This window comes from Microbacterium sp. Bi128, assembly GCF_918698205.1.
Genome location: NZ_CAKKMM010000097.1, coordinates 1 through 12,141, shown reverse-complemented (window position 1 = coordinate 12,141; position 12,141 = coordinate 1). Strand labels below are relative to the sequence as shown.

General features: G+C 70.2%; 15 protein-coding genes. 8 read left to right on the top strand and 7 right to left on the bottom strand.

Features of this window, described 5'->3' with window-relative positions:
• The 4 genes from LQV45_RS09670 to LQV45_RS09655 all read left to right on the top strand — a co-directional run.
• A partial coding sequence (locus tag LQV45_RS09670) for a DUF4190 domain-containing protein (protein ID WP_230006825.1) occupies positions 1–376 on the top strand: 376 nt, incomplete at its 5' end.
• Positions 377–418: 42 nt separating this feature from the next.
• A complete protein-coding gene (locus LQV45_RS09665) occupies positions 419–790 on the top strand; it encodes a DUF3099 domain-containing protein (protein WP_230006824.1) in 372 nt (123 codons plus the stop codon).
• Complete coding sequence (locus LQV45_RS09660; RefSeq protein WP_230006823.1) at positions 787–993, top strand: hypothetical protein; 207 nt, start codon at positions 787–789, stop codon at positions 991–993. The genes LQV45_RS09665 and LQV45_RS09660 overlap by 4 nt, the downstream gene beginning before the upstream one ends.
• A complete protein-coding gene (locus LQV45_RS09655; RefSeq protein WP_230006822.1) occupies positions 990–1,868 on the top strand; it encodes an SURF1 family protein in 879 nt (292 codons plus the stop codon). The genes LQV45_RS09660 and LQV45_RS09655 overlap by 4 nt, the downstream gene beginning before the upstream one ends.
• 65 nt (positions 1,869–1,933) lie before the next feature.
• Here LQV45_RS09655 and LQV45_RS09650 read toward each other — a convergent pair whose 3' ends face one another.
• Positions 1,934–3,532, bottom strand: a complete 1,599-nt coding sequence (locus tag LQV45_RS09650; RefSeq protein ID WP_230006821.1) for an ABC-F family ATP-binding cassette domain-containing protein — start codon at positions 3,530–3,532, stop codon at positions 1,934–1,936.
• Between the two features lie 187 nt (positions 3,533–3,719).
• Between LQV45_RS09650 and LQV45_RS09645 the strand changes: the two genes are divergently transcribed.
• Genes LQV45_RS09645 through LQV45_RS09630 form a run of 4 tightly spaced genes read left to right on the top strand, consistent with a single transcriptional unit; the run spans position 3,720 to position 7,711 of the window.
• Positions 3,720–4,754: an iron-siderophore ABC transporter substrate-binding protein gene (locus tag LQV45_RS09645; RefSeq protein WP_230006820.1), complete on the top strand. Its 1,035-nt coding sequence runs from the start codon at positions 3,720–3,722 to the stop codon at positions 4,752–4,754.
• 25 nt (positions 4,755–4,779) lie between these two features.
• The gene (locus LQV45_RS09640; protein ID WP_230006819.1) at positions 4,780–5,826 is read left to right on the top strand and encodes an iron ABC transporter permease; all 1,047 of its coding nucleotides are present in this window, start codon (positions 4,780–4,782) and stop codon (positions 5,824–5,826) included.
• On the top strand, positions 5,823–6,878 hold the full coding sequence (locus LQV45_RS09635) for an iron chelate uptake ABC transporter family permease subunit (RefSeq protein WP_230006818.1): 1,056 nt from the start codon (positions 5,823–5,825) through the stop codon (positions 6,876–6,878). The genes LQV45_RS09640 and LQV45_RS09635 overlap by 4 nt, the downstream gene beginning before the upstream one ends.
• Positions 6,875–7,711, top strand: a complete 837-nt coding sequence (locus LQV45_RS09630) for an ABC transporter ATP-binding protein (RefSeq protein ID WP_230006817.1) — start codon at positions 6,875–6,877, stop codon at positions 7,709–7,711. The genes LQV45_RS09635 and LQV45_RS09630 overlap by 4 nt, the downstream gene beginning before the upstream one ends.
• Before the next feature lie 31 nt (positions 7,712–7,742).
• Here LQV45_RS09630 and LQV45_RS09625 read toward each other — a convergent pair whose 3' ends face one another.
• The 6 genes from LQV45_RS09625 to LQV45_RS09600 form a co-directional block, all read right to left on the bottom strand.
• Positions 7,743–8,672, bottom strand: coding sequence for a siderophore-interacting protein (locus LQV45_RS09625; RefSeq protein WP_230006816.1), 930 nt, complete (start codon positions 8,670–8,672; stop codon positions 7,743–7,745).
• A 66-nt stretch (positions 8,673–8,738) separates the two neighbouring features.
• Entirely contained in the window at positions 8,739–9,896 is a 1,158-nt protein-coding gene (locus tag LQV45_RS09620) for a MalY/PatB family protein (RefSeq protein ID WP_230006815.1), read from the bottom strand.
• 109 nt (positions 9,897–10,005) lie between these two features.
• Complete coding sequence (locus LQV45_RS09615; RefSeq protein ID WP_013586729.1) at positions 10,006–10,335, bottom strand: metal-sulfur cluster assembly factor; 330 nt, start codon at positions 10,333–10,335, stop codon at positions 10,006–10,008.
• A 9-nt stretch (positions 10,336–10,344) separates the two neighbouring features.
• The gene (sufC, locus tag LQV45_RS09610; protein WP_138172446.1) at positions 10,345–11,115 is read right to left on the bottom strand and encodes a Fe-S cluster assembly ATPase SufC; all 771 of its coding nucleotides are present in this window, start codon (positions 11,113–11,115) and stop codon (positions 10,345–10,347) included.
• A 47-nt stretch (positions 11,116–11,162) separates the two neighbouring features.
• Entirely contained in the window at positions 11,163–11,492 is a 330-nt protein-coding gene (locus LQV45_RS09605) for a non-heme iron oxygenase ferredoxin subunit (RefSeq protein ID WP_138172447.1), read from the bottom strand.
• On the bottom strand, positions 11,489–12,141 hold a 653-nt coding region (locus tag LQV45_RS09600; protein WP_230006814.1), incomplete at its 5' end, for a SufD family Fe-S cluster assembly protein. The genes LQV45_RS09605 and LQV45_RS09600, both read right to left, overlap by 4 nt.

Below are 12,141 nucleotides of genomic sequence, written 5' to 3'. Positions count from 1 at the left end.
GGCCTACGGCGCCCCCGCCGCGCCCGCGTACGGTGCCCCCACCGCGCCCGAGTACGGTGCCCCCGCCTACGGCCAGCCCTACGGTGCGGCCCCCTTCGGTGCCGCCGTGCGCACCAACACGCTCTCGATCATCTCGCTCGTGGCATCCATCGCCGGATTCCTCCTGATCCTGCCGATCATCGGCCCCATCGCCGGTGTGATCACCGGACACATCTCGCTGGCGCAGATCAAGCGCACCGGCGAGAAGGGGCGGGGGATGGCCCTGGCCGGCACCATCGTCGGCTGGGTGAGCATCGCGCTCATCGTGCTGTTCGTCATCATCTTGTTCGTCGGCATCGGAATCGCGGCGAGCAACTCTTCTCGATACGGCTCCTAAGCGCGTCCCGCCCTCACACGACGGGCGTACCCTTGACTCACCGTGAAGACATCGCCCCGCGCTCAGTCAGCGACGTCGCTCCCCCAGGCTCCCCGGGACGACGCCGGATCCCGTTTCGCCAAATACATGGTGATGATGGGCATCCGCATCGCGTGCTTCATCGCGATGGCGGTCGTCACGCCCTACGGCTGGTACACGTTCGTCTTCGCCGCGGGTGCGATCTTCCTGCCCTACCTCGCGGTGATCGTCGCGAACGTCGGTCAGGATGCCGACGTGTCCCCCGCCGTGAATCCGGAACGCATGATCGAGTCGGCGCCCGCATCGCCGGCCGCCGCTCCGGCCGCCGACGCGCCGACCGTGATCCGCATCGTCGAGACCCCGCGCCTCGAACAGCCGCGCGACGACCGGTCGTGACCGAGGGCACCGTTGAGTGCTCGCGGGCCGGTTGCCGCTCGCACGCGCAGTGGGCCATCGTCTGGCGCAACCCGCGCATCCACGCGGAGGACCGCCGTAAGACGTGGGTGGCGTGCGAGGAGCACGTGGGCTATCTGCGGGAGTTCCTGCGCGCGCGCGACTTCCCGGTCGAGGTGGCCGCTCTCGCCGGAGACGTCGCATGAGCGCGCGGACCATGCCTGCGGCCGGCCGCTGGTCGATGTACGTCGGGGTGGCGATCCTGTTCGCGATCGCCTGCGGGTTCCTCTCGAACTGGCAGTTCTCGCGCAACGCCGAACGCTCCGAGCAGCTGCAGCTCGTCGCCGACAACTACGACGCGCCGCCCGTGGCGCTCGAAGACCTCCTCCCTCCCGATGGCGAGCTCGCTCCCGGCGATGAATGGCGCCCGGTGCGCCTGAGTGGGCAGTACCTCGCCGACGACGAACTCCTCGTCCGTAACCGCGCGCACGGCGGGTCGGCCGCGTACGAAGTGCTCGTGCCGTTCCGGCTGAACGACGGCCGTGTCCTCCTCGTCGACCGCGGGTGGCTTCCCCCGGGCGAACGACAGCCCGAGCCCGACACGATCCCCGCCCCGCCGAGCGCGGAGACCGAGGTCGTGGTGCGTCTGCGCCCGGGCGAGCCCGTCCCCGCTTCGGGCCGTACGGCCGAGACGGGGCAGGTGCCCACGATCAACCTCGGGCTCGTCGCCGAGCAGACGGGCCCCCTCGAGCCCGGCGCGTACGGCCTGCTCGTGTCCGAGGATCCTGCCCCCGCGCAAGCGCCGCTGCCGATCGATCCGCCGAGCGACGACCCCGGTCCGCACCTGTCGTACGCGATCCAGTGGATCCTCTTCGCGCTGATGGGATTCGGGTTCCTCACGTACGTCATCGTGAGCGAGCGCCGCATCCGCCGAGAAGAGATCGAAGAAGCTCGCGAGCGCGGCGAGGAGCCGCCCGCCCCGACCCGGACGAAGCTCGACCCCGTCTCCGCACACCGCGGGCGCAAGCGACCGCGTGATCGCGACGCCGCCGACGAGGACGCCCTGCTCGACGCGCGCTGAGCGCGGCCGCACACCGACGACGATCGTCGCGGTCGCGCCGGGTCACGGCATCCGGATGCCGAAGACTACGCCAGCGTGATCAGGTCGGCGTAGTCGCGGCCCCAGATGTCCTCGACCCCGTCGGGGAGGATGAGGACGCGCTCGGGGTTGAGCGCCTCGACGGCACCCTCGTCGTGCGAGACGAGCACGACGGCACCCTCGTAGTGCGCGAGTGCGCCCAGGATCTCTTCGCGAGAGGCGGGGTCGAGGTTGTTGGTCGGCTCGTCCAGCAGCAGCATGTTCGCGGACGAGACGACGAGGGTCGCCAGCGACAGACGCGTCTTCTCGCCGCCCGAGAGCACACCCGCCGGCTTGAGGACGTCGTCGCCGACGAAGAGGAACGAGCCGAGCACCTTGCGCGCCTCGGTCGCCGTGATGTCGGGGGCGGCCGACATCATGTTGTCGAGCACGGAGCGATGAACGTCGAGGTTCTCGTGCTCCTGGGCGTAGTAGCCGATCTTGAGGCCGTGCCCGGGCTCGAGCTGCCCCGTGTCGGGCTGGTCGACGCCCGCGAGGATGCGCAGGAGCGTCGTCTTTCCGGCGCCGTTGAGGCCGAGAATCACCACGCGCGAGCCCCGGTCGATCGCGAGATCGACGTCGGTGAAGATCTCGAGCGACCCGTACGACTTCGACAGTCCCGAGGCCATGAGCGGGGTCTTGCCGCACGGAGCGGGCTTGGGGAAGCGGAGCTTGGCGACCCTCTCGTCCTGACGGACATCGTCGAGGCCCGACAGCATCTTCTCGGCGCGCGCGACCATCTGGTGCGCGGCCGCGGCCTTCGACGCCTTCGCCCCGAAGCGCGCGGCCTGCAGCTGGAGCGCGGTGGCCTTCTTCTCGACGTTGGCGCGCTCCTTCTTGCGGCGCTCCTCGTCGGCCACCCGCTGGCGCAGGTAGTTCTTCCAGTTCATGTTGTAGACGTCGATGACCTGACGGTTCGCGTCGAGGTAGAACACGCGGTTGACCGTCTCGCCCACGAGCTCGACGTCGTGCGAGATCACGATGAGCCCGCCCTTGTACCCCTTGAGGAACTCCCGCAGCCACACAACGCTGTCGGCGTCGAGGTGGTTCGTGGGCTCGTCGAGGATCATCGTCTGCGCGTCCGAGAACAGGATGCGCGCGAGCTCGATGCGTCGACGCTGACCGCCCGAGAGGGCCTTCAGCGGCTGGTCCAGGATGCGGTCGGGGAGCGACAGGTTGTGGGCGATGGATGCCGCTTCGGCCTCGGCCGCGTATCCGCCCTGGGCCTCGAATTGCTCGGTGAGTGATCCGTAGCGCTTCATCGCCTTCGCGGCGACGGCGGGGTCGTCGTCGCCCATCGCCATCGAGGCCTCGTGCATCCCGAGGGCGAGCGAGCCCAGGCCGCGGGCGTCGAGGATGCGCGTGCGCGCGAGCATCTCGGGGTCGCCGGAGCGGGGGTCCTGCGGCAGGTATCCCAATTCGCCGACACGGTCGACGCCGCCGTTCGCCGGCAGCAGGTCGCCCGCGAGCACTTTGGTCAGGGTGGTCTTGCCGGCGCCGTTGCGGCCGACGAGGCCGATCTTGTCTCCGTCGGAGACGCGGAACGACACCTCCGACATCAGCACGCGCGCGCCGACGCGGATCTCGAGATCGTGCACGGCGAGCACAGCAGACGTCCGTTCGTCGAAGAAAAAGGGAAGGCGGCCGATGATGGCCAGCCACCCAGTATACGGCGGCCCGGGATTACCTCGCCGTCGAGAGGTTCGACGAGGGGAACGGCATCCGAGTTTGCGGTCGCCCGCGGCATCTGATCTAAACTAAGCCTATCCTTACCTAACCCGCAGGAGGTCCTCTGTGTCCCGTTTCCGCGCGCTGGCTGCGCTCGCTGCCGCCACGGCCCTCGTCCTGACCGGCTGCGCCGGCTCCACCGGCACCCCCGGGGCGCAAGAGGCCTCCACGGCCGCGGACGGGGCCTTCCCCGTCACCCTCGAGCACGCGTTCGGCGAGACGACGATCCCCGCCGAGCCGCAGCGCGTGGTGACCGTCAGCTGGGGAAACCAGGAGGCCGCCCTCGCCCTCGGCGTGGTGCCGGTGGCGATGCCCAAGGTCACGTGGGGCGACGAGGACGGCGACGGACTCCTCCCCTGGGTCAAGGACAAGCTCGACGAACTGGGCGCTGCGACCCCGACCCTGATGGACGAGACGAACGGCTTCGACTACGAGGCCATCGCCGATGCCCGCCCCGACGTCATCCTCGGCGCCTACTCCGGCATGACGCAGGAGCAGTACGACACCCTGAGCAAGATCGCTCCGGTCGTGGCGTATCCCGACATCGCGTGGGGCACCACGTGGCAGCAGATGACGCTCACGGATGCCAAGGCCCTCGGCCGCGAGAGCCAGGCGCAGCAGCTGGTCGCCGACCTCGAGAAGCACGTCACGGACGAAGCGGCGAAGTACCCCTCCCTCGCCGGCGCGAAGACCCTGTTCACCTACATCGACCCGACCGACCTCAGCCAGGTGGGCTACTACTCGCTGAAGGACCCGCGTGCGATGTTCCTCAGCGAGTTCGGCATGACCCCGTCCTCGGCGGTCGAGACCTCCAGCACCGACGCCGAGACGTTCTGGTTCACCCAGAGCGCGGAGCAGATCGAGAACTTCTCCGATGTCGACGCGATGGTCGGCTACGGCACGAGTGCGACCCTGGCGACGCTGCAGGCCGACCCGCTGTGGTCGCGCATCCCCGCCGTCGCCTCCGGCGCGGTCGTGATGCTGCCCGACAACACCTCCCTCGCGGCGGTCGCCAACCCCAGCCCGCTCTCGATCGGAACCCCGCTGAGCGACGAGTACATCGGACTCGTCGGAGCCGCGGCGCAGAAGGCCGCCTCCTGATGCCGATCCGCCCCGCGACGGCGCGATGACCGCCCTCGCCCCGGCACCGACCGCCCCCGGCGACGCACACCCGCGTCGCTGGGGGCGGCGCCGAGTCCTCGGCGTCACGGCTCTGATCGTGGTGCTCGTGATCGCCGCCGTCCTCTCGGTCACGTTCGGCGCCCGCGACGTGTCCCTCTCGGATGTGTGGGGTGGACTCACCGGATCCACCGACACGGCGTCGACGGCGGCGGTGGCCAAGCGCGTCCCGCGCACCGTCCTGGCCATGCTCGTCGGAGCAGCCCTGGCCGTCTCGGGGGCGGTGCTGCAGGGCGCCACACGCAATCCGCTCGCCGATCCTCAGATCCTCGGCATCAACGGCGGCGCGGCGCTCGCGATCGTCACCGGTATCGCCTTCTTCGGTCTCAGCTCGGCCACCTCCTACATCTGGGTCGGCATGGTCGGAGCCGGTGCGGCAGCGGTCTTCGTGTACGCGATCGGCTCACTCGGCCGCGGCGGCGCGACCCCGCTGCGTCTCGCCCTGGCCGGAGCCGTCACCGCGGTCGCGTTCAGCTCCCTCACGAGCGCGATCCTGCTCCCGCGCACCGACGTCATGAACGTCTTCCGGTTCTGGCAGGTCGGCGGCGTCGGCGGCGCCACGCCCGCGACGATCCTCCAGGTGTTGCCCTTCCTGCTGGCCGGTCTCGTGATCTGCCTCGCCAGCGCCTCCGCGCTGAACACCCTCGCCCTGGGCGACGAACTCGCCGCCGGCCTCGGTGCCCGCGTCCGCACGGCACGCCTGGTGTCCTCCGGCGGCGCGGTGATCCTCTGCGGCGCCGCCACGGCGGTCGCCGGACCCATCGGTTTCGTCGGGCTCGTCGTCCCGCACATGATCCGACTGGTGGTCGGTGTCGACCACCGCTGGCTCCTCCCGGTCTCCGCGCTCGGGGGAGCCGTGCTCCTCACCCTCGCCGACGTCGTCGGCCGCGTCGTCGCCCGCCCCCAAGAGATCGAGGTCGGCATCGTCACCGCTCTGCTGGGCGCCCCCTTCTTCATCGCTCTCGTCCGTCGACAGAAGATGAGAGCGCTGTGACCGCCGCCCTCGCCGCCCCGTCCGAGGCGCTCTCCGCCGTCACCGCCGGGCGTCGCCGCCGCCGCCGTCGCTGGGCCCTGGTGACCGGCATCCTGTCGGTGCTCGTGCTCGCCGCGTTCGCGCTGTCGCTCATGCTGGGCCAGACCGTCTACTCCCCCGCAGAGGTCTGGGGCGTCCTGACGGGCCAGCGCGTGCCCGGCGCCTCCTTCACGGTGGGCGAATTGCGCCTGCCGCGGGCGATGACCGGCCTCTTGACCGGAGTGTGCTTCGGTATGGGCGGTGTGGTGTTCCAGACGATGCTGCGCAACGCCCTCGCCAGCCCCGACGTCATCGGCATCAACACGGGGGCGAGCGCCGCCGCCGTCATCGGCATCGTCGTCCTGGGGCTCGGCGAGACGACGGTGTCCTTCCTCGCGATGGCCGCGGCGCTCGGCGTCGCCCTCGCGATCTATCTGCTCGCCTACCGGCAGGGCGGGTCGGGAGCACGGCTCATCCTGGTCGGGATCGGCGTGGCCGCGATGTGCCAGGCGGTCGTGTCGTACGTCATCTCGCGCGCCGCGGAATACGACCTCCCCGCCGCGATGCGCTGGATCACCGGCAATCTCAACGACGCCACGTGGGACCGCGCGCTCCCGGTGCTGTTCGCAGTCGTCGTCCTCGGCCCCGTCCTCCTCGTGCTCGCTCGGCGTCTCGAGGTCCTGCGGATGGGCGATGAGACCGCCGCGGCCCTCGGCCTGCCCGTCGAGCGCAGCCGCCTCCTGCTCATCGTCGCCGCCGTCGGTCTGCTCGCCTTCGGTACCGCCGCGGCGGGGCCGATCGCGTTCGTGTCGTTCTTGGCCGGCCCCATCGCCGTCCGGATCCTCGGGCCCGTCGGCTTCCCCGTCCTGCCCGCGGGCCTCGTGGGCGCGCTGTTGGTGCTCGTCGCGGACTTCTGCGCGCAGTACGCCTTCGGTACGCGCCTCCCCGTGGGCGTCATCACCGGCGTGCTCGGCGCCCCCTATCTCATCTACCTGCTGATCCCCAGCAGTCGATCCGGAGGAACCACGCTATGACCACGGAGCGCACCCTGCACGCCGACGGCGTCACGCTCGGCTACGGCGACCGGACGATCGTGGAGTCCCTCGATCTCGCGCTGCCGCCGGGGCGCGTGACGACGATCGTCGGTGCGAATGCCTGCGGTAAGTCGACCCTCCTGAAGGCCATGGCGCGCCTGCTCACCCCGTCGCGCGGCCAGGTCCTGCTCGACGGCAAGGCCATCCACCGGCTCCCGACCAAACAGGTCGCCCGCGTGCTCGGCCTGCTTCCGCAGTCGCCCATCGCGCCCGACGGCATCGCCGTGTCCGACCTCGTCAGCCGGGGGCGGCATCCTCACCAGGGCGCCCTGGCACGCTGGAGCTCGGCCGACGACGCAGCCGTCGCTCGGGCCCTCGAAGCCACCGACACCGCGCACCTGGCGGACCGCCATGTCGACGAGCTCAGCGGCGGACAGCGACAGCGCGTGTGGATCGCGATGGCCCTCGCTCAGGAGACCGACGTGCTGCTGCTGGACGAGCCGACGACGTTCCTCGACATCAGCCACCAGATCGACGTGCTGGATCTGCTGACCGATCTGAACCGGCAGCGGGGAACGACCGTGGCCATGGTGCTGCACGACCTCAACCTCGCCGCGCGGTACGCGGATCACCTCGTCGCCATGGCCGGCGGCCGCGTGATCGCCGCCGGAGACCCGGGCGACGTGCTCACCGAGCAGACGGTGCGCGAGGTGTTCGGCCTCGACAGCCGGGTCGTCCCCGACCCGCTGACCGGGCGCCCCATGGTCATCCCGATCGGACGGCACCACACGGTGAGCGAGAGCCTGGGCCAGCCGGAGACCGTGCGGGCCTAAGGCCCGCCGCCCGCGCGGCAGGCCGGATCCCTCAGGCCGTGCGCTCGACCTGTCCGGTGCGCCAGTAGCCCATGAAGGCCACGCGCTTGCGGTCGACGCCGCAGCCCTGCACGAGCAGACGCCGCAGCACCTTCACCGTCTGCGACTCCCCCGCGATCCAGGCGTAGAATTCGCCTTCGCCGTCGTCGGGGCTGTCCCACAGGAGGTCGACGTCGACGTCGATGTCGTCGAGCTCCTGCGGGCGTGGCGCGGCGGCGCGGGCGAGGACGTCCCCGGATGCCGCGGTCCAGGCTTCGACGGCCTCGATGAGCGCCTCCCCGTGCGGGCGGTCATCGCGGGCCAACCACCGCACGCGCGCGTCGTCGGCGGCCAGGGGAAGGGCATCGTCGATGCTCGGGACCTCGATGAAGGCGTCGACGACGAACCCGGCGCCGAGCCCCTCGAGGATCGCGCAGATCGCCGGGGCGGCGGTCTCGTCCCCGGCGAGCAGCAGGCGCTGCGCCGTACCGGGGTGGAAGTCGATCCCTTGCGCGGACTCGGAGCTCCGCGCGTCCGGGCCGACGACGATGATCCGGTCACCGGCGGTCGCGATCTCGGCCCACGCCCCTGCGGGACCGGCGTCGTGGTGCAGCACGAAGTCGATGTCGAGCTCGAGCGCCTCGGGGTCGATCCGGCGCACGGTGTACGTGCGGAACGGCATCCGCTCCTCGTCGGGAAGATCACGCCACCGGGTGTACCACTCGCCGTTGTCGATCGCCTGCGGGTCGGTCTGCCCGATGTCGCACAAGGTGCCATCCGGTCCGGGGAGCACGAGCTTGACGCGCTGGTCGCGCCGATCCGTGCCGAAGACCTCGAAGTCGGGCGACGTGAACGTGATGCGCGCGAAGTGCGGCGACAGCCGGCGGGCCCCCTTCACCACGGCGACGTACGGGCGGTAAGCGGGACGCGTGGCTGTCTTCACCCGATAAGGATATCCTTACCTATCCTCGGATGCCAGGCGAGAGCGGTCGGATGCCGCGACGCCGAACTACCCGACCAGAGCCCCGATGCGCGCGATCGCCTCGCGCAGAACGTCCGGGGCACAGCCGATGTTGATGCGCACGTGTCCCACACCCTCGACGCCGAACAGCGGACCGTGGTGCAAGGCCACCTTCGCCTCGCGGCGGACGAACGGCGCCGGGTTGTCGCCCCACCCGTAGGCGGAGACATCGACCCACGCGAGGAACCCCGCGTCGGGGATCCGATACCGGGCCAGCGGAAGGTGCGCGGCGAGCAGCTCGGCCAGCAGCCGCCGGTTGTCGTCGAGCGCGGCGAGGAGCTGGGCGAGCCAGGAATCGCTCTCGGACGAGAAGGCCGCGCGATTGGCGATGACGCCGAACAGACCCGCGCGCCACTCGACCTCCCACGGCAGCGACCGTACGACGGCGGCCGTCTCGTCGGAGCCCGTCACGATGACGGCGCACTTGAGCCCGGCGAGGTTGTACGTCTTGCTCGCGCTCGTCACGGCATACCCCACCGCCGCCGCCTCGGGGGCGGCATCCAGGAACGGGGTGAACACCGCCGGAGCGTGCGTGAGCGGCGCGTGGATCTCGTCGCTGACGACACTCGCCCCGTAGCGCGCCGCGAGACGCGCGAGCGCGGCCAGGCTCTCGCGCGTGTGCACGGTGCCGGTGGGGTTGTGCGGATTGCACAGCAGCACGGCGCGGGCCCCGGATGCCAAAGCCGCGGCGATCCCGTCGAGGTCGAGTTCCCACCGCTCCCCCGTGTCGCGCAGTGGCACCCGCTCGACGACGGCACCCGCCTCTTCGACGGTGTCGTAGAACGGCGGATAGACGGGCGGCGTGACCACCACGCGATCGCCGGGGGACGTCACGGCCCGCAGCACCTCGACGACGCCCATCATGACGTCGCCCGTCCAGCGGATTCGGGACGGATCGGGCCGCCATCCCCACAGCCGGTCCGCGTAGGCGGCGAAATCGACGTCGATCCCGGGGCGGGGTGGGGTGTATCCGGTGTCGCCGATCTCCACGGCGCGCGTCAGGGCCGAGGTGATCGCCGGCGCGAGCGGGAAACCCGTCTCGGCGACGAACATCGGGATGACGTCGTCACCGTACGAACGCCACTTCGTGCTGGAGCGCTGACGCAGCAGCTCCAGCGGGAGGGCCGTCAACGGGGGAACACTCATCCCGCGAGCCTAATGAGCGAGCCCGACGAGGAGGAATCGTCGCGTCAGAGGCGGACACAGAAGTGCCCGCTCCGACGATGCGGGACGGGCACTTCTCGAGCGGCGGCGTTCAGATCGCGAAGCCGAGGGCGCGCATCATGTCGCGCCCGTCGTCGGTGATGCGTTCGGGACCCCACGGCGGCATCCACACCCAGTTGATGCGGAAGCGGTCCACGACGTTGTCGAGGGCCTGAGCGGTCTGCTCCTCGAGCACGTCGGTCAGGGGGCACCCCGCAGACGTCAGGGTCATGTGGATGACGAGCGCGTCGTTCTCGTCATCCCACGCGAGGTCGTAGATGAGGCCGAGGTCGACGACGTTGATCCCCAACTCGGGGTCCATCACGTCCTTCAGGGCCTCGGTGACCTCGTCGTACTTCTCGGGAGCGAGTGTTGCGGTCATGTAACGAGCCTACGCGTCCACCGGCGCACCGGCATCGAGGAAACGGTCGTAGCCCTCTTCCTCAAGACGATCGGCGAGTTCGGGGCCGCCCTCTTCGACGATCCGGCCCTTGACGACGACGTGCACGAAGTCGGGACGGATGTAGCGCAGGATGCGGGTGTAGTGCGTGATGAGGAGCACGCCGAGGTCGGTCTGCTCCTTGGCACGGTTCACGCCCTCGGAGACGATCTTCAGCGCGTCGACGTCGAGGCCGGAGTCGGTCTCGTCGAGCACCGCGATCTTCGGCTTCAGCAGCTCGAGCTGGAGGATCTCGTGGCGCTTCTTCTCGCCGCCCGAGAAGCCCTCGTTGACGTTGCGCGAGGCGAACTTCGCGTCCATGCGCAGGTTCTCCATCGCGCCCTTGACGTCCTTGGTCCAGGTGCGGATCGCCGGCGCTTCGCCGTCGATCGCCGTCTTGGCGGTGCGGAGGAAGTTCGTGACCGTGACGCCGGGGATCTCCACCGGGTACTGCATCGCGAGGAAGAGGCCGGCGCGTGCGCGCTCGTCGACGCTCATCTCGAGGACGTCCTCACCGTCCAGGGTGATGGAGCCGCTCGTGACGGTGTACTTGGGGTGACCGGCGATCGTGTACGCCAGGGTCGACTTGCCGGAGCCGTTCGGGCCCATGATGGCGTGGGTCTCGCCGGTGCGCAGCGTCAGCGTCACGCCGTTGAGGATCGGGGTCGTGCCGGCATCCGTCTCGACCGTCACGTGGAGGTCGCGGATCTCGAGGACAGACATGGTGTTCCTTACTCGGTAGTTCGGGGAGTCGATGACGAACGCGGCCGTCAGGCCGTCGCCTTGGTGACGGCGGGATCGATGAGCACGTCGTCGCCGTCGATCACGACCTCGTACACGGGGACCGGCTCGTAGGCCGGAAGATTCAGGGGGCGACCGGTCTTCAGCGAGAACGCCGAGCCGTGGGCCCAGCATTCCAGCGTCTCGCCCTCGACGAAGCCGTCCGACAGCGAGATGTCGCCGTGCGTGCAGACGTCGCCGATCGCGTGGACGTCGCCGTTGCCGTCGAGGACGACGGCGATCGCCACGCCGTCCACCTCGACCCGACGGGCCTCGTCCTGCACGAGCTCGCCGAGACCGCACACACGCGTCGCGGTCACGCCGGCGCTCCTTCGGCCAGCTCCCGCTCGATGGCCTCGGTGAGCTCGGTCTCGAGCTCGGGGATGCCGATGCGCTGGACGATCTCGCTGAGGAACCCGAGCACGACCAGGCGTCGCGCCTCGTCCTCGGCGATGCCACGCGCCTGCAGGTAGAACAGCTGCTCGTCGTCGAAGCGACCCGTGGCGCTGGCGTGGCCCGCGCCCTGGATGTCGCCCGTCTCGATCTCGAGGTTCGGGATCGAGTCCGCGCGCGCACCGTCGGTGAGCACGAGGTTGCGGTTGGCCTCGTAGGAGTCGGTGCCGGTGGCCTCGTGCCCGATGAGCACGTCGCCGATCCAGACGCTGCGCGCGCTCTCGCCCTGCAGCGCGCCCTTGTAGAGCACGTCGCCGACCGTGTGGGGTCCCTTGTGGTGCATGTACACCTGCGACTCGAGGTGCTGACCGGCATCCGCGAAGGACAGACCGTACAGTCGGCCCTCGCTGCCCGCGCCCGAGAGCTCGACCGACGGGTTCACACGGACGACGCCACCGCCGAAGCTCACTACGACGTGCGTGAGCTTGGCATCCCGGTCGACGCGCGCCTGGTGCGAGGACGCGTGGATCGCGTCGTCGTCCCATTTCTGGACCGAGACGACCGTGAGGTCGGCAC

Excerpts from the sequence above, each read along its gene's own strand:
- LQV45_RS09655 (WP_230006822.1), top strand. The coding sequence starts at position 990 with ATGAGCGCGCGGACCATGCCTGCGGCCGGCCGCTGGTCGATGTACGTC.
- LQV45_RS09640 (WP_230006819.1), top strand. The coding sequence starts at position 4,780 with ATGACCGCCCTCGCCCCGGCACCGACCGCCCCCGGCGACGCACACCCG.
- LQV45_RS09615 (WP_013586729.1), bottom strand. The coding sequence starts at position 10,335 with ATGACCGCAACACTCGCTCCCGAGAAGTACGACGAGGTCACCGAGGCC.
- LQV45_RS09630 (WP_230006817.1), top strand. The coding sequence starts at position 6,875 with ATGACCACGGAGCGCACCCTGCACGCCGACGGCGTCACGCTCGGCTAC.
- sufC (WP_138172446.1), bottom strand. The coding sequence starts at position 11,115 with ATGTCTGTCCTCGAGATCCGCGACCTCCACGTGACGGTCGAGACGGAT.
- LQV45_RS09620 (WP_230006815.1), bottom strand. The coding sequence starts at position 9,896 with ATGAGTGTTCCCCCGTTGACGGCCCTCCCGCTGGAGCTGCTGCGTCAG.